This is a genomic window from Christiangramia forsetii KT0803 (assembly GCF_000060345.1).
Taxonomy (GTDB): domain Bacteria; phylum Bacteroidota; class Bacteroidia; order Flavobacteriales; family Flavobacteriaceae; genus Christiangramia; species Christiangramia forsetii.
This window is the reverse complement of record NC_008571.1, coordinates 1001394-1021494: the sequence shown is the minus strand read 5'-3', so window position 1 is coordinate 1021494 and position 20101 is coordinate 1001394. Positions and strand designations below refer to the sequence as shown.

Sequence of the window (20101 nt, the reverse complement as noted above, 5' to 3'; positions counted from 1 at the left end):
TAATCGCAAATAACGGGTAGTTGGCTGAAAATTGCTATTTTAGAGACCAATTATAAAAATAACTAATCCGACAAGTTCGCGTTCCTATTCCCGCAACTTGCGATAACCGGAGCCGTTGTGAGCAATTTTGCAAGAAAGTTTTCGTGAATGAAATTTAAAATATCTAAACCCGAAAATAATTGGTATTCGATAAAAATTGAAGATGAAAGTTTTCAATGGGAATTATATGCTTCTGGTATTCCTGAAAACCCAATAACCATTCTCTGTGAAAACTTGATACTTACTATAAATGGCCTTGAAACATCAACCAGATTTAACTTAGAACCAGAAGAATTTATATTGGTTTTGAAAAAACATAAAAATCAATATAATTTGGAAATTTTTTGTCCGAAGAAGGGTGGTTCTATATTTTCAAAATCTGGAAAATTTGAGAAGATTATTTTGCCCATTTATCGAGGAATCAAAAACTTAACAAGTAGCAATAATTCTTCAGAAGAAATAAATTATGAAAAAGTAAAAAAATTAGAGGATTTAATTCGCGAAAAGAAATTAGAAAATAAATTTCAAATTGACGCCTATAATATTGTGGATTGGAAATCATTCCATAAGGAGTTTAAAAATAAGCTAAAATTTCCAAATTATTATGGCAAAAATATGGATGCTTGGATTGACTGCATCGATGAAATATCTGAAAATTCAGATGTCGTAATTAGAATAAAAAACAGCCGAAGTTTAAAGAATAAAAATCCTGAAATTTTTAACAGCTTGATAGAATGTTCAGAATTTGTAAATACAAGAAAAATTGATCAAGGGGAAAAGAACAGGGTAATTTTAGATTTAGAATAACTAAAAACATGCAGCAGCAAAACGGCTCACAACAACGGTTCATCGCCAATAAGCGGCACCGTTAGAAAGAAAATAATTAACTTGACCAACAAACCAATACTAAGCTGACAAATCCGCGTTCCTTACTCCGCCAACTGGCGATAACCGAGACCGTTCTACGCAATTTTGATGAAAAATTTTAACTCAATAATTATTATTCTGACTTTTCTGAGTTGCGGAACCCAGAGAAAAAATATTGATTCTAACAAATCATCCTATAAAAAAAATGAAATTAAAGAAATAGCTGAATGGAAATATGGTTACAATTTGGTAGAAAATAATTTTTGTGATCTATATATTATTGATGGAGTTCCCTATGATAATGAAAATATTGATTCTACTTTAGCGACATTTAAGAAATCTGACTTTGGAACAATAACCTTTTTTAAGAAAAACGAACAAAATACATGGATACATAAACCTTGTGATTTAATAGCAGTTTTAAGATTAAAAAATCAAAAGGATATTGAGAAAAAAGAAATTTTGATTAAAACTAAGAATCTTTTAAAAGAAAAGGTTCCGGATTTAAGTAATAGAGATTATAAATGTAGTGAATGTCCAGTTTTTATAATTGATCAAAAACTGATTTGGAGTCCATATGAAAAAAAGAAAATAATAGACGGTTTAAAACTTTCAGATATAGAATTTATTTCTTTTATAAAACAAAAATTGAATCAAGAAACATACGGTTTTGCAGCAAAAAATGGTATTATTGAAATAGAAACTAAGTGAAAAAATTTAAGTACATAATTCTGGTTCTAATTCTTATTTCTTGTAATAAGAGTCAAGAAAAAGTATCAGAAAAGAATCTTTCAAAATTTGATTTGAAATCAGATTTTAAAGACTTTAAATCTAAAATGGAAGAAGTTGATACACTCGAAATTTGGTTTGATCATTCTGTTTGTACTTATCAAGGTTATGAGAAAATACAGATCACAAAATTTTCGGACTCAATTAAAATAAAAAGTAGATTTAAAGAATTATCATATTCAGACAATTCAGAATGGATGAAAGTTTACGAAAGAAATATTGCTATTTCTGATACTACCTGGAAAATTGAAAAGTTTTTAAAAAGGAACAAAAACAGAATAAAAAAAGATAGTGCTGATTACCCACAACTTCAATTAAAATATAAAGATCAAAAAATTGAATATTTCACAGACGGATTAGTTGACTTAAATAGATTCTTAGAGGATTATTATCTAACTATGAGAAAGCTATTCCCAGAAAATAAAAACAATATTTACGGAGTAGATGTCGTACTTCAATAGAATTTTATTGGAACAAAACTGCGTAGAACAACGGTTCATCGCAAATAACGGGTAGTTTGCTGAAAATTGTTATTTTAGAGACCAATTATGGATAAAACTAAGCCGACAAATCCGCGTCCCAACTCCCGCAACTTGCGATAACCGAGACCGTTACATGCAATTGCTCCGAAACGATTTTAGCTACTAAGAACTTTAAAAATCTAAGCTGACAAATTTAAATTCATAAGCCTGCTAAAGAAATTATAACAAAGATTCTTTAATGAATCGATAATTGACAAAATCCAGGTTCGCTTCAAAATTCAAGGAAAATCCTTCAGAAAAAATTAAATAACTAAAGAATAAAAAAGTCTAATTGCATGTTTACACTAAAGAAGTTTTGGTAGGTGCTCAAATTCAAATTAGCTACTAAGAACTAAAAGGATCAAAAGAAAGCTTAGAACTAAAGAACGAACACTTACTCGGTCGCAATAATTGTAATAAATGAGAAAGATTATTTTTTAAAAAAAATATGTATTCCCGACGGCGGCATATCTGGAGTTCTTACTCGGCTGTGTCGCAACAGCATGTAACAGCGGTTCATCGCAAATAACGGGTAGTTTGATAAAAATGGTTATTTTAGAGACCAATTATAAAAATATCTAATCCGACAAGTTCGCGTCCCTACTCCCGCAACTTGCGATAACCGCAAACCGTTACATGCCATTCGCCAGCCCTGGGCGAGCTCTCAGCATCAAGCAAACAGGAAGAAGCTTAGGAATAAAAAATCGTGGTACCGCTATCTTAGCGAGTTTGCTTGCGGCTAACGAAGAAAAGCGTGCTTTTTAAAGTGATAGCTGCAAACTCGCTGTAAAGGAAGAAGAAAAAAATAATAAAAGAAATTAGGGATTCCACTCATTTTTAGCCATCCTACTGTTTGCTCCCCGTTCCAGAACGTCGCCTATCCTAAGGATAAACGCAATTCTAAACGGTTGAAGCGGGATGGCCCGAGGGTCAGGTCCGTCGAACGACGCTCGCAGCATTTCTGCAAAATGCCGCTCTACTGCACGTAACAACGAATAAGAAGAATAGGGGCAACAAAGAAATGTGTATATTTCAAAAAATATTAAAATAAAATTTAGAAGCCCCTACTCTTCTTATTCGCTAACGTTGTGTGTAATTTTATAGCGAAATTCTGCTAAGAAAATAATAAACAAAAATGATTAAAAATTTATTACTCAGTTCAATTTTTCTCATAGGTATTACAGCTTTTTCCCAAAACATTTCAGGGAAATATCAACGGAAAGATAAATTTAGTGGTGGAGAAGAAAGTTATATAGTAACGTTTAATATTGATTCAACTTTTGAAGATATTACAATTGAAAATCTCGGAATATCAACGAAAAGTATTGGGGATTATTCATTTAAAGGTGATACTTTAATTCTTAATTATCACGAATCTAAAATGAAAGAGGTTTTAATTCAAAAGAAAGAAAAGATAAAACAGAATAACATTTCTCATGATTTATTGACTAATTTATTTATAAATATTCACGATCGAGATGGAAAAAGAAACGAAGATGCCATACTCCATTTTAAAGATGAGAAAGATTACTTTTTAGCATTACCAATTAATTCAAATATCGAATTTAGTTTATATAATGATCAGTTAAAATCTTTTGTTATTTCTTCCCTAGGAAGACATGATATAAAAATAGATCTTGAACCGTTATTAGGATATAGTTCAACTATTGACATATATCTTTCTACAACGAAATATGAAAAAGTCTATCCTTTTAAACAGAAATTTTTAATTAAGGAGTTAGATAATAGTTATCTGAATTTAGTTTCTACAGATAAAAATGGAGCTAGTTGGATATTAGAAAAAATTTAATAAAACTACACACAACATCGGTTAAGCGCAAATAGCGGGCAATCTAGTGAAAAGTGCTATTTTAGAGACCAAGTAAAAAACTACAAAGCCGACAAGAACGCGTCCCTACTCCACGCCACTTGTCTTAACCAAGACCGTTACATGCCATTCGCCAGCCCTGGGCGAGCTCTCAGCATCAAGCAAACAGGAAGAAGCTTAGGAATAAAAAATCGTGGTACCGCTATCTTAGCGAGTTTGCTTGCGGCTAACGAAGAAAAGCGTGCTTTTTAAAGTGATAGCTGCAAACTCGCTGTAAAGGAAGAAGAAAAAAATAATAAAAGAAATTAGGGATTCCACTCATTTTTAGCCATCCTACTGTTTGCTCCCCGTTCCAGAACGTCGCCTATCCTAAGGATAAACGCAATTCTAAACGGTTGAAGCGGGATGGCCCGAGGGTCAGGTCCGTCGAACGACGCTCGCAGCATTTCTGCAAAATGCCGCTCTACTGCACGTAACAACGAATAAGAAGAATAGGGGCAACAAAGAAATGTGTATATTTCAAAAAATATTAAAATAAAATTTAGAAGCCCCTACTCTTCTTATTCGCTAACGTTGCCTGCAATACTTTAGAAAAATTTTGCTACAATTTATAATCCAAAAACTTCCAAAATGTAAACTAATTAGTTAACTTTGTTTCGTGATAAGAGAAATAATAAGTTACAAAAGAAATTTTGTTGATTTCTATAATTCCCAAGACGATAAAATTCAACGAAAAATTGAATATGTTTTGGATCTGGTACGATATGAAAAACGAGTTCCAAAGAAGTTCTATAAATTATTGAAAAATACGGACGGAATTTATGAAGTAATAGTTATAACAACATTTAAAAGTATTAGAATCTTAGGTTTTCAGGACAAGGGGAATTTAGTAGTATTGACAAATAGCTTTATTAAGAAAACTCAAAAAACCCCTAGAAAAGAAATTAAACTTGCTGAGAAACTAAAGAAAGAATATTTAAAAGAAAAAAATGGCTGAGATGAAAAATGTAACAAAATTTGAGGATTTACTTGTTGCTAAATATGGCAAAAAAGGAACAGAAAAAAGAGAAAAATACGATGCGGATTCTCTTTCATTTCGACTTGGAATAATGCTAAAAGAAGCAAGAAAATCAGCTCAATTAACACAAGAACAACTTGCGGAACGTACCGGTACAAAGAAAAGTTATATTTCAAGAATTGAACGTGGATTGAGTGATATTCAAATTACCACTTATCAAAAACTAATTGAGATCGGACTTGGAAAAGAATTAAACATTTCAATTGGATAAGGTAAAGTACAGCAGGCAACAACGGTTCATCGCAAATAACGGGTATTGCCGAAAAAGTGTAATTTTGGATACCAGGAAAGAAAATGGTTAAGCCGACAAATCCGCGTCCCTACTCCCGCAACTTGCGATAACCGGGACCGTTGGCAGCAAGGCAACAGGAAATCTATTAAAGAACAAAATCAAAATAAATGAAAAAAAGTATTGAATCTTTTTTCGAAGAAAGTAAAAAATGGAAGAAAGAATATACTTTTTTGAGAATGATCCTTTTAAAAACTGGATTAAAAGAAGAATTTAAATGGGGAAAACCCTGCTACACATTTCAAGGTAATAATATTGTTCTTATTCACGGGTTTAAAGACTATTGTGCTTTACTTTTTCATAAAGGTGTTTTACTTAATGACACAAACAATATCTTAGTTCAACAAACTAAAAATGTACAAGCTGCTCGTCAAATTCGATTTACAAATATTGAAGAAATAAAACAAATTGAAAATACCTTAAAAAAATACATTTTTGAAGCTATTGAGGTTGAAAAACAAGGTTTAGAAGTAAAAATGAAAAAAACTTCAGAATTTGAAATACCAAATGAATTTAAAATAGAATTAGATAAAAATAGAGATTTAGAAAAAGCTTTCAAATTATTAACTCCAGGAAGACAACGAGGTTATCTTTTATATTTTTCTGGTGCAAAACAATCTAGTACAAGATCAAAAAGAATAGAAAAATACAAGGAAAAAATTCTTATTGGATTGGGTTTGAACGATTAATATAAATTAGTAGTAGAGATAGCACCACTAAGCCCAGCTGCCAACATCGGTTATAGCAAATAGCGGGTTTTGCCGAAAAAAGTGTAATTTAGAAAACCAAGAAATATACGTTAAGCCGACAAATACGCATACTTATTCCCGCTACTTGTCCATAACCGTAACCGTTGTAAACAAGAAAAACTGAGAGATTTTTACAAAGAAGAAAAGAAAAAAGTAACCGGAAGAAAAGAAAAAACTGAAAATTGGCAAAATAAGCGACTGTTTTTCTGGATATAATTTTAATAAAAAGATTCTGCTCCGATTCACAAAAAATAAAAATACTTTCATTTAAAGTTTATCGATAAATGACAAAAAAAACAGACTATTTCAAAATGATGATTTTTCTTCACGATTAAGAAAAAAATAGATTCTCGATAATCGACAAAAATAACGCCGACTATTTTTAAGAAAAGTTGAGCTTAAGAAAACAACTTTAAAAAAATAAAATAAGAAAAATATGCCTTATAAAACCAACTCCTACTTAGCTCTGAAGGTTGCAAATAATGAAAAAGATTATTTTCAAATAGTTCTGAAAAAATAACTTCTAAACAAGTAAAAATTTGAAGGAAATGGCAGATAAAAACGAAAATCGAAAAAATTTGTTTAGGTTGTCAAAACAATAATGCTGGAGTTTTTCCAGTTTACAACATCGCATATTCGCAATTGTGGCAATACAAATAAAAGTGTATTTTTAGAGACCAGGAAAGTGTAATTGTAGCGGACTAATCCGCGTACCAACCACCACAACTGACGAATATACGTATTCCAAGGTTAAATCAAAGCTTTTTCTATTATTTCTCAGGCAGCAAATTTGTGTAGTTCCACATATGGGGTTCTTCTTTTTACTACCGCAAACACCCTGGATAAAAGCTTGTTACGAACATTGTTCAGCGCAATCATCTTAAGTTTACCTTCTTCTCGCTTTTTTTTATAATACTGCCGTAATTCACTGTCATATTGAATGGCTGTACAGGCCGCCATGCTAAGCAGGCTCTTCATTTGGCGATCTCCCATCGGGTGGCATTTTCGCTTTTTATGAATACTACTTCCCGAACTATGACCAAAGGGAGCCGTTCCGCAATAACTGGAGAATTGTCTCCAGGTCTGAAAACGTTTAAAGTTATTAGTATGATACAGCAATTGGGCACCTACTATCAGGCCTACACCTTTTAAAGAGGTCACTAGCTTATAATTCTGTGATAAGTGTTCAGAGTCCTTTATAACGGTTTTTAGTTGCTTCTCAATTTTATTTATTTGAGATGTTAGATGGGTAATAGAGCTTACGAGCGTCTTGCAACAGGTGTCCGTTGAACTGCTGTTTAGCAATTTCTTTAACTCTGAGTGTGTGTTTTTTAAACCCGTACGACTACGGACCAGCTGATCCCGTAAAGCCAGCAATCTGCCTACTTCCAATAGTTCATTATCTTTCAATTCACTTGGAGAAAGTTCCTCGCGATGAAGCCAGCCATACCGGGCGATCATCATCGCATCTACCACATCATTCTTCTCTCTGATCACTCCGGAAGAGCGTTTGATTACTACAGGGTTTTCTTGCACATATACCTGCTTCTTTGAAGATAAATACAATGCTAACTTTAACGAATAATGACCGGTATTTTCAAAACAGAAAAACACTTTTTGTTTCTTACCGTTAGCCCATTTAAGCAAGGCTTTATAACCTAACACATCATTACTGAATTCACGGTGGGAACCACGATTGTGCCCATAAGCATCTAACTTGCTTTTTGAAACATCAATTCCGATTACTTCTTGGTAATTTTTCATATTTTTAAAAAATTATTATTTGAAGGGCGCATTAACTAACTCCTTTAACGGGTCCATAAATAGACCTGGTATTCCAAATGGTTCTTGCTACCCATATGAAGAATGGAGGACTCTTACGGATATTGGATCTGTAATCTAGAGACCGTTTTAGTTCTCCTCCTTCTTCAATTCAAAGGTATATTTATTAATAAGCGAAGTAAAGGAGACCGTTGGCAACAAGCAAAGAAAAAATGAGTAATAAAGAATATGAATTGATTCTCGGAATACTTTGTTTAATTTTATCATTTATATTGCTTTATATTGAAATTAAAGATTGGCTTCAAATAGATAAAAAAGACTATATGAGAAAATCTTATAAGATTGAAATAATAACCGGAGCTGCAATATTTATGATTACTGGAATAACAGGAATCTATAGATATTTTAAATAAAATTAATTGGAGGAAAGAATGAAAACTATAGAAAACTTCCTTAAGAAGTACACAGAAAAACCTAATTCAACTTTTAAAAGATTATTCGTCACTTTCCTTTTCGGTTTTTTACCATTTGCTTTGTTCTTTTCAATCTTAAGTTTTTTAGAAGTTGAACCAGTAAGCTTCAACGGAGAAGAATATTATGGTTTTAGAGGCACTTTAATTGTAATGATTGCAACACCAATTTCAGCTTTTATTTTTTCAATTTTTATATATATTTATTTGTTGTTGGGATATTTAGTTTTAAACGGACTAAAGAAAATATTAATCAACTAATTGCCAGTTGCCAACAACGGTTAATCGCCAATAGACGGTAGCGTTAGAAAGAAAATAATTAACTTGACCAACAAACCAACACTAAACCGACAAATCCGCGTTCCTTACTCCGCCAACTGGCGATAACCGAAACCGTTACATGCCATTCGCCAGCCCTGGGCGAGCTCTCAGCATCAAGCAAACAGGAAGAAGCTTAGGAATAAAAAATCGTGGTACCGCTATCTTAGCGAGTTTGCTTGCGGCTAACGAAGAAAAGCGTGCTTTTTAAAGTGATAGCTGCAAACTCGCTGTAAAGGAAGAAGAAAAAAATAATAAAAGAAATTAGGGATTCCACTCATTTTTAGCCATCCTACTGTTTGCTCCCCGTTCCAGAACGTCGCCTATCCTAAGGATAAACGCAATTCTAAACGGTTGAAGCGGGATGGCCCGAGGGTCAGGTCCGTCGAACGACGCTCGCAGCATTTCTGCAAAATGCCGCTCTACTGCACGTAACAACGAATAAGAAGAATAGGGGCAACAAAGAAATGTGTATATTTCAAAAAATATTAAAATAAAATTTAGAAGCCCCTACTCTTCTTATTCGCTAACGTTAGGCAGCATAATTTTATCGTGCTTGGAACTTCTAATTTTTAATTTTTTACTTATCTTTGACGTTAGTAACGTAAAACAAGTTTATTTGTGATAAAATCATTTGCAGACAAAGAAGCTGACAAAATTTGGAATGGAACCCAATCAAGAAAGCTTCCTGCTAATATTCAGAACGTAGCTAGAAGAAAATTAAGAATGGTAAATAATGCTCAAAATATAAATGACTTAAGAATTCCTCCAGCTAATCGTTTGGAAAAGCTGAGTGGAAACTTAGAAGGTTTTCATAGCATTAGAATTAATAAACAATGGAGAATAATGTTTAAATGGGAAAATGACAATGCTTTTGAGGTTCAAATTGTTGACTACCATTAAACTTAAAAAAATAGAAAAATGAAAAAACTTAAAAACATACATCCTGGAGAAATCTTAAAAGAAGAGTTTTTAGATCCAATGGAAATTACAGCATACCGACTTTCCAAAGAAACATTTATTCCCCAAACAAGAATAAGTGAAATCATTAAAAAGAAAAGAAGAATAACTGCAGATACAGCACTCCGACTTTCAAAATATTTTGGAACAACTGCTAAATTCTGGTTAGGTTTACAAGATGATTACGATTTAGAAGAAGAAAAATCTTTAAAGGAGAAAGAATTCAATAACATAAAACCGTTAGAAAATGACGCAGCCTAACAACGGTTAATCGCCAATAAGCGGCACCGTTAGTAAGAAAATAATTAACTTGAGCAATGAACCAATACTAAGCCGACAAATCCGCGTCCCATACTCCGCCAACTGGCGATAACCGAAACCGTTAGCCACAAGCTGAAAAAAAATACAATGCAAACAATAATTTTGATCGGAATTATAACTTTATTTGTTAAATTCGGTTATTCTCAAGAAAAAACTGAATTAAACCAAATAGAAAAAGATATGGAACAAAAATCGATTTTAGGTTTAAGAACTACAATATACAAAGTGAGGGACATAAAAAAAGCAAAAGAGTGGTACGAAAAAGCATTTGAAACAAAAGCCTATTTTAATGAACCGTATTATGTTGGTTTCAATATTGGTGGTTATGAATTAGGACTTCAACCGGAAGAAGGACCAGAAGGAGAAAAAATAGAAAGTGTTATTTCTTATTGGGGAGTTGAGAAAATTCAAGAAGTTTATGACCGACTTATATCAATTGGAGCAACTGAAAACGAAAAGCCTTATAGTCCAGGTGGAGAAATGATGACAGCAACGCTAAAAGACCCATTTGGGAATGTAATTGGACTGATATACAACCCATATTTCAAACCAGCTGAATAATCTTTATGAAGAGCAAGACAAATATAAAATTAGAACTTTCTAAGAACGAAAGAAAAGGTCTGCGAAAAAACAAAATAAAGAAATCCGAAATTTTAGAATATGCTTCTGACGAATTAGCTGTATTGTTAAATATTTCTGATTTAAGAGCAAAAGAAATTTATGCTTTAGCCGATTTTCAGCGGATACCGTCAATCGGAATTGAATTAGCTAAAGATTTAGTTTTTTTAGATTTTTACAGCGTTCAGGAATTGAATGGAGAAAGTGGAGCGGTATTGACCGACCGTTATGAAAAAAAGAAAGGATACAAAATTGACCCTTGCGTAGAAGACCAATTTAGATTAGTAGTTAATTTTGCTAAAAATAAGGATTATTCGAAAAAGTGGTGGGATTTTACGGATGAAAGAAAACGATATAGAACCGATTTTGGTTATCCAGAAAACAGGCCAAAAGTGAATTGGACAGAATTTTAAATAGTGGAACAGCCAGTGGCTAACATCGGTTCATCGCAAATAACGGGTTTAGCCGGAAAAAGTATTATTTTAGAGACCAATTATGGAAACAACTAAGCCGACAAATCCGCGTCCTTACTCCCGCAACTTGCGATAACCGTAACCGTTACCCACAAGAGCTCCGAAACGATTTTAGCTATTAAAAACCTTAAGAAACCTAAGCTGACAATTTCAAATTCTTAAGCATTCTAAAGAAAATCTTGAATAAAGAACTTTTAGAAAATCGATATGTGACGAAATTCAATTTCAGTTCAAAATTCAGGAAAAATGGTCTCGAAGAAATGCAAAACTAAGGAACAAAAAAGTCCAATAGAAAGTTTACGCTAAAGAACTTTTAGAAAATCGATAATTGACAAAATCCAGGTTCTCTTCAAAATCCAAGAAGAATCGTCTCGAAGAAATTAAAAACTAAAGAACGAAAAAAGTTTAATTGAATGTTTACACTTTAGAAGCTTTTGGTAGGTGCTTAAATTCAAATTAGCTACTAGAGAACTAAAAAGATCAAAAAAACTTAGAACAAAGAAACGGACTCTTACTCAGGCGCAATGATTGTAAAAAATGAGAAAGATCTTTTTTTTAGAAGAATATGTATTCCCGACGGCGGCATATCTTTGGTTCTCACTCGACCGTGTCGCTCCAGTGGGTAACAACGGTTCACCGCAAATAACGGGTATCTAGTTGAAAATTGTTATTTTAGAGACCAGGTATTAAAACAACTAAGCCGACAAATCCGCATCCCAACTCCCGCAACTTGCGGTAACCGGGACCGTTGTACCCAATTAATATCAAACTTTGAACTTAAATGAAAATAACTGAATTAAGAGATTATCAGATTGAATTTGAAAAGAAAAGAGAATATTTTAATTCAGGTTTTAAAGAAATAAATGGCTTACGTAAAAAGTTCACAACTGACTATCCAATTAACGGAATTAAAGACCTGACAAAAGATGAATATGTCATAGGAAAAGGCGATTCAACATTTTGTAATAGAATAGAAAACGATCTTAATGAGTGGGGTAATATTCACGGAAGTCCAGCTATAAAGTTTGGCTTATATTTCGGTAAATACGGAGAAGATAAAACACGAAAATATCGAATTGGACGAAAAGAATATGGAACGGATGAAAATATTGCTTTTGAAAAAATACTTTCAGCAATCGTTGAACTATTAGAAAATAAAGATGATTTTAGGATTTTAAAAAAGAATCCAATATCACCAATGTTTAAAGGTAAAATATTATCGGTTTATTATCCAAATGACTTTTTAAACATATTCTCTGCAAAACATCTAAATTATTTCATTAACATTCTTGGATTAGATAATGAGTCAAAATCTGAATTAGATAAACAAGCACTATTACTTAACTTTAAAAAGAGCGACAAAGTAATGGAAAAATGGAGTGTCTATGAGTTTAGTAAATTCTTATACGCATCATTTGGAAATCCTAATAATGAAATTAAAGAGGAAAAAATCTCTAAAGAACTTAAAGATTTCAAACTCAAAGATTTTCCGCCAATTGAAATTTTAAAATTTGACTATGTTGACTTACAAACAAATGTATTGTCTGAAACACAAGGAAAAGGAAAAAATAAGGGAACAAAAATTGACTATTCTAACCGTTCGAGAAAATTTAAACGAATTGGAGACAGAGGAGAACAAATTGTTTTAAGAGCCGAAAGAAAATTTTTAAATGAAAATGGAAAAAAGGATTTAGCTAAGTTAGTTGATCAAATTTCAGAAAGAGATGATAGTGTAGGTTATGACATTCTATCATTTGAATTGGATGGTACAAAACGACTAATTGAAGTAAAGTCAACATTAAGAAAAATAGGAAAAAGCAGTATTTACCTTTCAGCAAACGAATTAAAAGTAGCGGAAAATGAAAAAAACTATTATTTCTATATCATTTACGAAGCTGGTAGTAAACGACCTAAAATATGGAAAGTAAAAAGCTCGGATTTATTGAGCAATAACAATATTATAAAAGAACCGATTTTATTCAAATTAAATATGAACACCAATTAACTGGGTACAACATCGGTTCATCGCAAATAACGGGTAGTTTGATGAAAATTGTTATTTTAGAGACCAATTATAAAAAAACTAAGCCGACAAATCCGAGTCCCTACTCCCGCAACTTGCGATAACCGTAACCGTTGGCACTAATTTTTCAATAGAAAAATGGAATATTTATTTAAGTATCATCAAATTAATATTAACCTTTATAAATCGTTACAAAAAAATGAAGTCTGGTTTGCGAATCCAAGCACATTTAATGATCCATTTGATTGTAATTTAAAATGTCATTATATAATTGATAAGTATTATCAAGAACAAATTAATGAGGAACAACGTATTGCTTTCAATTCAGCGACACATAACGAGATTTTTTTTAGACAGCATAAAAACTTGATGAAAATAGCTGAAGGACATGAAAAAGATCGGAAAGAGAAAACGGAAAAATTGAATTCGGACTTACAAAAGAGAGTTTCAGAAGTTGGTATTTCATGCTTTTCTAAAACACATTTAAGTATTTTAATGTGGTCACATTATGCCAATAATCATTCTGGTGTTTGCTTGAAATTCAACACCAAAGACAAATCCTTTTTTGAAGATTATAAAGAAGTAAAATATTCAGAGGAATTTCCCACTTCTGATGATATCGCTAAGCAGGACAAATCAGATAATTTTCTTTTTTTCACCAAATCACAACAATGGTCTTACGAACAAGAAGTCAGACTAATGAAAAAAGCAGATAGTCTTGAAATATTTGATCCACAATGTTTAGAAGCCATTTATTTTGGTCTTGATTGCGTTCCAAAAGAACAAGAAAAAATTATTCAGATTATTCAATTAAATAAAGGCTATAATAATGTAGACTTCTACAAAATGCAGAAATCACCAAAAAGTTTTGAATTAATAGAAGAAAAAATTAATTAATGGAAATTAACTTGTCTCATGTAATTACTTCAATAATAGCTTTTATAATTGGACTAATAGTTAAAACTCTCTTAGATCATAACTTGGCAATATGGATAGTAAAATATTGTCATAAAACTCCAGTCCGATTTATATACAGAACAAATCCCATTAAGCTGGCAGGAGATTGGGAACAAAATTGGAGCTTCTCTAATGCTAAGAAAAACTATAAAAAGGATACCGAACGTCACAGTTTTACAGAGGTAAAACAGTTAGGTAAATATTTGTATTGTGAATTTTATTCCAGAAATGATAAGTTTTATTTTTTCGGAGAAATTAAAAATAGTTTCGTTGTTGGGACTTGGGGTGAGATTTATGATGAAAATTCTTATCACGGAAGTTTTGAATTAAGAATAATTGATTCTAGTAACTTACAAGGAAAGTGGATTGGCCATTCAAAATTTCAACCAAAAATTAATGCAGATGAATGGATTTGGAGTAAGAAAAACTAGTGCCAACAACGGTTCATCGCCAATAAGCGGCAGCATTAATAAGAAAATAATTAACTTGACCAACGAACAAATACTAAGCCGACAATGCCGCGTCCCTTACTCCGCCAACTGGCGATAACCGTATTCCAAGGTTAAATCAAAGCTTTTTCTATTATTTCTCAGGCAGCAAATTTGTGTAGTTCCACATATGGGGTTCTTCTTTTTACTACCGCAAACACCCTGGATAAAAGCTTGTTACGAACATTGTTCAGCGCAATCATCTTAAGTTTACCTTCTTCTCGCTTTTTTTTATAATACTGCCGTAATTCACTGTCATATTGAATGGCTGTACAGGCCGCCATGCTAAGCAGGCTCTTCATTTGGCGATCTCCCATCGGGTGGCATTTTCGCTTTTTATGAATACTACTTCCCGAACTATGACCAAAGGGAGCCGTTCCGCAATAACTGGAGAATTGTCTCCAGGTCTGAAAACGTTTAAAGTTATTAGTATGATACAGCAATTGGGCACCTACTATCAGGCCTACACCTTTTAAAGAGGTCACTAGCTTATAATTCTGTGATAAGTGTTCAGAGTCCTTTATAACGGTTTTTAGTTGCTTCTCAATTTTATTTATTTGAGATGTTAGATGGGTAATAGAGCTTACGAGCGTCTTGCAACAGGTGTCCGTTGAACTGCTGTTTAGCAATTTCTTTAACTCTGAGTGTGTGTTTTTTAAACCCGTACGACTACGGACCAGCTGATCCCGTAAAGCCAGCAATCTGCCTACTTCCAATAGTTCATTATCTTTCAATTCACTTGGAGAAAGTTCCTCGCGATGAAGCCAGCCATACCGGGCGATCATCATCGCATCTACCACATCATTCTTCTCTCTGATCACTCCGGAAGAGCGTTTGATTACTACAGGGTTTTCTTGCACATATACCTGCTTCTTTGAAGATAAATACAATGCTAACTTTAACGAATAATGACCGGTATTTTCAAAACAGAAAAACACTTTTTGTTTCTTACCGTTAGCCCATTTAAGCAAGGCTTTATAACCTAACACATCATTACTGAATTCACGGTGGGAACCACGATTGTGCCCATAAGCATCTAACTTGCTTTTTGAAACATCAATTCCGATTACTTCTTGGTAATTTTTCATATTTTTAAAAAATTATTATTTGAAGGGCGCATTAACTAACTCCTTTAACGGGTCCATAAATAGACCTGGTATTCCAAATGGTTCTTGCTACCCATATGAAGAATGGAGGACTCTTACGGATATTGGATCTGTAATCTAGAGACCGTTTTAGTTCTCCTCCTTCTTCAATTCAAAGGTATATTTATTAATAAGCGAAGTAAAGGAGACCGTTATGCAGCAGTCAAAAAGATCGAGAAAAGAACGAAAAAATTAATCTCAAAATTGTAAATTTGAGTTATGGATATAAATATTCAAAATAAAAAGATCGAATTAATTCAGTGGTTATCTACCCTGAATGATGAATCCGTTATTGAAAAAATAATGAAATTGCGAGAAAAAGAGAAAACGGACTGGTGGCAAGAAATATCCAAAGAAGAAAAGAATTCCATTGAACAAGGAATTAAAGATGCCGACTCCGGAAAATTAAAATCTCATTCAGAAGCAAAGAAATTATATGAAAAGTGGTTATAAAATTTTGTGGACTGACCACGCACTTTACGAATTACAAGAAACAATTAAGTATTTAGAAGAAGAATGGACTGAAAAAGAATTAGAAAATTTTTCAGAACAACTTGACCATACTATCGAACTGATCTCTAAAAATCCAGAACTATTTCAAGTTTCAAAAAAGAAAAAGAATATAAGAAGAGCAGTTATAGCAAGATTTAATACAATGTACTATCGTTTGAATAATGAAAATGTAGAAATACTTTCATTCTTTTCAAATCGACAAGATCCTAATAAAAGAAAAATTTGAGATAACCGCTGCATAACAACGGTTCATCGCAAATAACGGGTAGTTTGCTGAAAATGGTTATTTTAGAGACCAATTATAAAAAAACTAAGCCGACAAATCCGCGTCCTTACTCCCGCAACTTGCGATAACCGGGACCGTTGGCAATAATTAAAATTTAATGAAATACTTTATAACATTAGGATTAATCATAAATCTTATCGCCTGTAAAAAACCAGTTGAGGATAAATTTAATGTAGATGTTAAAGTGAAAGGAGATTATTCTGGATATCTGTATTTAATTACTAATAAAAAATTAGACAGTTCATTAGTTATAAATGGAAAAAGTCAATTTTCAGGAAGAGTTGATTCTCCACTAAAAGCTGGTATAATTACAGACACCATTTCAGGGTACAACAAAGAATTTTATTTGGAGAATAATGATTTAGAACTGGAAATTAATGTTACAAAAAATAATTTTGGTAATGGTCCAGTTGATTGGATAATTGTAGAAAATGTTACGGGATCAAAAACAGAAAAAATTAGAGAAAATTTTGAAGAATTTAAATCTTTGAATGCTGAGAAAGAAAACTGGAATAAAAAGCTTTATAATGAATTATATAAATTAATTACAGAAAACCAAAACAATAGACTGCCTGGCGATCTACTTGCAGAAGTTTCTTCAACTTACACATTAAAAAAAATTCAGCTTCAAAACTTATATTTTAAGCTTGATAAAAAGGTTCAAGATCCTTTCACAATAAAAAAGTTAGAAGAAAATATTTATCCAGATAAAATATTCACCGTAGGTGATCAATTATTTGACATAAAAGGTGAAAATTATCTTTCCAAGGAAGTTTCAACTCAAGATTTTAGAGGCGATATTTTATTGATTGATTTCTGGGCAAGTTGGTGCAAACCTTGTATAGATCAGTTCCCTGAATTAAAAACACTAGAAAAAAGGTTCAAAGAGGATAATTTAACCATTATCGGAATTTCCTTAGAAGAAGAAAGAAATAAGTGGACAAAGGCTATAGATAAATACAATTTAACTTGGACGAACATTTTTATCAATCAAAATATGACGGGTGAAATCTCAAAAATATATGGTATAAACGCAATTCCATTTAATATTGTGATCAATAGAGAAGGTCAAATTATTGCAAAAAATGTAAGTGAAAATGATATATCCCAAATAATCGATGAATTAAAAGAAGCATCTTAGATTTTTAACTATTGCCAACAACGGTTAATCGCCAATAGACGGCAGCGTTAGAAAGAAAATAATTAACTTGATCAACAAATCAATACTAAGCCGACAAATCCGTGTCCCCTAATCCGCCAACTGGCGATAACCGAAACCGTTGGCAGCAAGCTGAAACAATAATATGACAAAAAAGAAAAATATTGCAATTTTGTTTCAAGCACAGAAACCACCTATTCAAAAAGGAATTCAAAAACCAATGAAACCAGGTGGATATTCTGACAGTGGAGCCGATATTGCTTATTCTTTAAAAAATAAGGACTTACCAATAATAACTCCTGTAGAAAATCCTGATTTAAAAAACGATTATGATTGGGTTTTTCCTGATACGAAAAATGGTATCCAATCCGCTTTAGATAAAGGGGCTACTATATTTTGGTTGAATACCGTTTTATTTAAAGATCATCCAATAGAAACTTTTTTTGATGGAAAAATAGAAATAGTTGGACAGCAACCAAAAGATGCGGATTTATACGATGATAAATGGAGGACAAATCAATTATTAAAAGAACAAAAATTGCCAATTCCTAGAGCTAAAATTTTTTCAAAAAAGAACTTAAAAAATAATAGCTTTGATTTCACTTTTCCCATTGTAACCAAACCTATTAGAGGTCGAGGAAGTCAAGGCGTTCACGTTGCCCAAAATCAAAAGGAATTATTTCAATTAATAAACGAGTTAATCGATTCAGATAAATATGGTAAAGAAGTTTATATAGAAGAATATTTATCAGGTCAAGAAATCACAATAACTGTGATGCCTCCAGGAAAATATCTTCTTCAAAATAAGGAAGAAAGAATTCATTCTTATTGGAGTTTGCCGGCTATAAAAAGATTTAATCATCATAATGGTATTGCTCCATATAATGGAACTGTTGCAATTATTGAAAATAGTTCAATTTTAAGCGATAGTGAACAACAAAAAGATGAAATTATATTAATATCAGAACAATGTGAAAAAGCTGCAAAAATCATAAAAGCAAAAGCACCGATTAGAATAGATTGTAGAGCAAATGACAACGGTGATTACTTCATATTTGATTTAAATATGAAACCTAATATGACTGGACCTTCAAGATCACACCGAAAAGATCAAGATAGTTTAACTTCTTTAGCTGCCAGAAAAATTGGTTGGAATTACGAAGACTTATTGATAAATTTATTAGAACAAAAATGGACTACGCCAGCTGCCAACAACGGTTAATCGCAAATAACGGGTTTAGCCGGAAAAAGTGTAATTTTACTAATCAAGAAAGAAAACAACTAAGCCGACAAATCCGCGTCCCAACTCCCGCAACTTGCGATAACCGTATTCCAAGGTTAAATCAAAGCTTTTTCTATTATTTCTCAGGCAGCAAATTTGTGTAGTTCCACATATGGGGTTCTTCTTTTTACTACCGCAAACACCCTGGATAAAAGCTTGTTACGAACATTGTTCAGCGCAATCATCTTAAGTTTACCTTCTTCTCGCTTTTTTTTATAATACTGCCGTAATTCACTGTCATATTGAATGGCTGTACAGGCCGCCATGCTAAGCAGGCTCTTCATTTGGCGATCTCCCATCGGGTGGCATTTTCGCTTTTTATGAATACTACTTCCCGAACTATGACCAAAGGGAGCCGTTCCGCAATAACTGGAGAATTGTCTCCAGGTCTGAAAACGTTTAAAGTTATTAGTATGATACAGCAATTGGGCACCTACTATCAGGCCTACACCTTTTAAAGAGGTCACTAGCTTATAATTCTGTGATAAGTGTTCAGAGTCCTTTATAACGGTTTTTAGTTGCTTCTCAATTTTATTTATTTGAGATGTTAGATGGGTAATAGAGCTTACGAGCGTCTTGCAACAGGTGTCCGTTGAACTGCTGTTTAGCAATTTCTTTAACTCTGAGTGTGTGTTTTTTAAACCCGTACGACTACGGACCAGCTGATCCCGTAAAGCCAGCAATCTGCCTACTTCCAATAGTTCATTATCTTTCAATTCACTTGGAGAAAGTTCCTCGCGATGAAGCCAGCCATACCGGGCGATCATCATCGCATCTACCACATCATTCTTCTCTCTGATCACTCCGGAAGAGCGTTTGATTACTACAGGGTTTTCTTGCACATATACCTGCTTCTTTGAAGATAAATACAATGCTAACTTTAACGAATAATGACCGGTATTTTCAAAACAGAAAAACACTTTTTGTTTCTTACCGTTAGCCCATTTAAGCAAGGCTTTATAACCTAACACATCATTACTGAATTCACGGTGGGAACCACGATTGTGCCCATAAGCATCTAACTTGCTTTTTGAAACATCAATTCCGATTACTTCTTGGTAATTTTTCATATTTTTAAAAAATTATTATTTGAAGGGCGCATTAACTAACTCCTTTAACGGGTCCATAAATAGACCTGGTATTCCA

Annotated in this window: 23 protein-coding genes; 20 read left to right on the top strand and 3 right to left on the bottom strand. The window is 32.7% G+C overall.

What is annotated here, in order from left to right; translation table 11 throughout:
- The first annotated feature begins 147 nt into the window (after positions 1-147).
- The 7 genes from GFO_RS17220 to GFO_RS04440 all read left to right on the top strand — a co-directional run bounded on the left by GFO_RS17220 (position 148) and on the right by GFO_RS04440 (position 6100).
- Positions 148-846: a barstar family protein gene (locus GFO_RS17220; RefSeq protein ID WP_011708846.1), complete on the top strand. Its 699-nt coding sequence runs from the start codon at positions 148-150 to the stop codon at positions 844-846.
- A 168-nt stretch (positions 847-1014) separates the two neighbouring features.
- The gene (locus tag GFO_RS04465; RefSeq protein ID WP_011708845.1) at positions 1015-1617 is read left to right on the top strand and encodes a hypothetical protein; all 603 of its coding nucleotides are present in this window, start codon (positions 1015-1017) and stop codon (positions 1615-1617) included.
- Positions 1614-2156 (top strand): hypothetical protein, encoded by a 543-nt coding sequence (locus GFO_RS04460; RefSeq protein ID WP_011708844.1) that lies wholly within the window; start codon positions 1614-1616, stop codon positions 2154-2156. The genes GFO_RS04465 and GFO_RS04460 overlap by 4 nt, the downstream gene beginning before the upstream one ends.
- Before the next feature lie 1195 nt (positions 2157-3351).
- Positions 3352-4026, top strand: coding sequence for a hypothetical protein (locus GFO_RS04455; RefSeq protein WP_011708843.1), 675 nt, complete (start codon positions 3352-3354; stop codon positions 4024-4026).
- A gap of 676 nt (positions 4027-4702) precedes the next feature.
- Positions 4703-5041 (top strand): type II toxin-antitoxin system RelE/ParE family toxin, encoded by a 339-nt coding sequence (locus GFO_RS04450; protein WP_011708842.1) that lies wholly within the window; start codon positions 4703-4705, stop codon positions 5039-5041.
- The gene (locus GFO_RS04445) at positions 5034-5333 is read left to right on the top strand and encodes a helix-turn-helix domain-containing protein (RefSeq protein WP_011708841.1); all 300 of its coding nucleotides are present in this window, start codon (positions 5034-5036) and stop codon (positions 5331-5333) included. The genes GFO_RS04450 and GFO_RS04445 overlap by 8 nt, the downstream gene beginning before the upstream one ends.
- A gap of 188 nt (positions 5334-5521) precedes the next feature.
- Positions 5522-6100, top strand: coding sequence for a YdeI/OmpD-associated family protein (locus GFO_RS04440; protein WP_011708840.1), 579 nt, complete (start codon positions 5522-5524; stop codon positions 6098-6100).
- Positions 6101-6937: 837 nt separating this feature from the next.
- On the opposite strand, the gene GFO_RS04435 is transcribed toward GFO_RS04440, so the two are convergent.
- The gene (locus tag GFO_RS04435) at positions 6938-7924 is read right to left on the bottom strand and encodes an IS110 family RNA-guided transposase (RefSeq protein ID WP_011708766.1); all 987 of its coding nucleotides are present in this window, start codon (positions 7922-7924) and stop codon (positions 6938-6940) included.
- Positions 7925-8154: 230 nt separating this feature from the next.
- Between GFO_RS04435 and GFO_RS04430 the strand changes: the two genes are divergently transcribed.
- From GFO_RS04430 to GFO_RS04390, 9 genes are all read left to right on the top strand, one after another.
- On the top strand, positions 8155-8355 hold the full coding sequence (locus tag GFO_RS04430) for a hypothetical protein (RefSeq protein WP_041250005.1): 201 nt from the start codon (positions 8155-8157) through the stop codon (positions 8353-8355).
- Positions 8356-8373: 18 nt separating this feature from the next.
- Positions 8374-8673: a hypothetical protein gene (locus tag GFO_RS04425; protein ID WP_148264593.1), complete on the top strand. Its 300-nt coding sequence runs from the start codon at positions 8374-8376 to the stop codon at positions 8671-8673.
- A gap of 678 nt (positions 8674-9351) precedes the next feature.
- Complete coding sequence (locus tag GFO_RS04420) at positions 9352-9633, top strand: type II toxin-antitoxin system RelE/ParE family toxin (RefSeq protein WP_011708837.1); 282 nt, start codon at positions 9352-9354, stop codon at positions 9631-9633.
- Positions 9634-9651: 18 nt separating this feature from the next.
- A complete protein-coding gene (locus GFO_RS04415) occupies positions 9652-9951 on the top strand; it encodes a HigA family addiction module antitoxin (protein ID WP_011708836.1) in 300 nt (99 codons plus the stop codon).
- A gap of 147 nt (positions 9952-10098) precedes the next feature.
- Positions 10099-10572: a VOC family protein gene (locus tag GFO_RS04410; RefSeq protein ID WP_011708835.1), complete on the top strand. Its 474-nt coding sequence runs from the start codon at positions 10099-10101 to the stop codon at positions 10570-10572.
- Between the two features lie 122 nt (positions 10573-10694).
- Positions 10695-11042 carry a helix-hairpin-helix domain-containing protein gene (locus GFO_RS04405; RefSeq protein WP_198408247.1) on the top strand — a complete coding sequence of 116 codons (348 nt, stop codon included), beginning with the start codon at positions 10695-10697 and terminating at the stop codon, positions 11040-11042.
- Positions 11043-11883: 841 nt separating this feature from the next.
- The gene (locus tag GFO_RS04400) at positions 11884-13107 is read left to right on the top strand and encodes a protein NO VEIN domain-containing protein (RefSeq protein ID WP_011708832.1); all 1224 of its coding nucleotides are present in this window, start codon (positions 11884-11886) and stop codon (positions 13105-13107) included.
- Positions 13108-13263: 156 nt separating this feature from the next.
- Positions 13264-14022: a DUF2971 domain-containing protein gene (locus tag GFO_RS04395; protein WP_011708831.1), complete on the top strand. Its 759-nt coding sequence runs from the start codon at positions 13264-13266 to the stop codon at positions 14020-14022.
- Positions 14022-14513 carry a hypothetical protein gene (locus GFO_RS04390; RefSeq protein ID WP_011708830.1) on the top strand — a complete coding sequence of 164 codons (492 nt, stop codon included), beginning with the start codon at positions 14022-14024 and terminating at the stop codon, positions 14511-14513. Before GFO_RS04395 ends, GFO_RS04390 begins: the two co-directional genes overlap by 1 nt.
- 158 nt (positions 14514-14671) lie before the next feature.
- Here the strand turns inward: GFO_RS04390 and GFO_RS04385 are convergent, their stop codons facing one another.
- Positions 14672-15658, bottom strand: coding sequence for an IS110 family RNA-guided transposase (locus GFO_RS04385; RefSeq protein ID WP_011708766.1), 987 nt, complete (start codon positions 15656-15658; stop codon positions 14672-14674).
- A 276-nt stretch (positions 15659-15934) separates the two neighbouring features.
- On the opposite strand from GFO_RS04385, the gene GFO_RS04380 reads away from it, so the two are divergent.
- The 4 genes from GFO_RS04380 to GFO_RS04365 all read left to right on the top strand — a co-directional run bounded on the left by GFO_RS04380 (position 15935) and on the right by GFO_RS04365 (position 18895).
- Complete coding sequence (locus GFO_RS04380; RefSeq protein ID WP_011708829.1) at positions 15935-16168, top strand: hypothetical protein; 234 nt, start codon at positions 15935-15937, stop codon at positions 16166-16168.
- Positions 16152-16454 carry a type II toxin-antitoxin system RelE/ParE family toxin gene (locus tag GFO_RS04375; RefSeq protein ID WP_011708828.1) on the top strand — a complete coding sequence of 101 codons (303 nt, stop codon included), beginning with the start codon at positions 16152-16154 and terminating at the stop codon, positions 16452-16454. The genes GFO_RS04380 and GFO_RS04375 overlap by 17 nt, the downstream gene beginning before the upstream one ends.
- Positions 16455-16611: 157 nt before the next feature.
- Positions 16612-17655 (top strand): TlpA disulfide reductase family protein, encoded by a 1044-nt coding sequence (locus GFO_RS17215; protein ID WP_011708827.1) that lies wholly within the window; start codon positions 16612-16614, stop codon positions 17653-17655.
- A gap of 163 nt (positions 17656-17818) precedes the next feature.
- Positions 17819-18895 carry an ATP-grasp domain-containing protein gene (locus GFO_RS04365; protein ID WP_011708826.1) on the top strand — a complete coding sequence of 359 codons (1077 nt, stop codon included), beginning with the start codon at positions 17819-17821 and terminating at the stop codon, positions 18893-18895.
- A gap of 143 nt (positions 18896-19038) precedes the next feature.
- Here the strand turns inward: GFO_RS04365 and GFO_RS04360 are convergent, their stop codons facing one another.
- Positions 19039-20025 (bottom strand): IS110 family RNA-guided transposase, encoded by a 987-nt coding sequence (locus GFO_RS04360; RefSeq protein ID WP_011708766.1) that lies wholly within the window; start codon positions 20023-20025, stop codon positions 19039-19041.
- Positions 20026-20101: the final 76 nt, after the last annotated feature.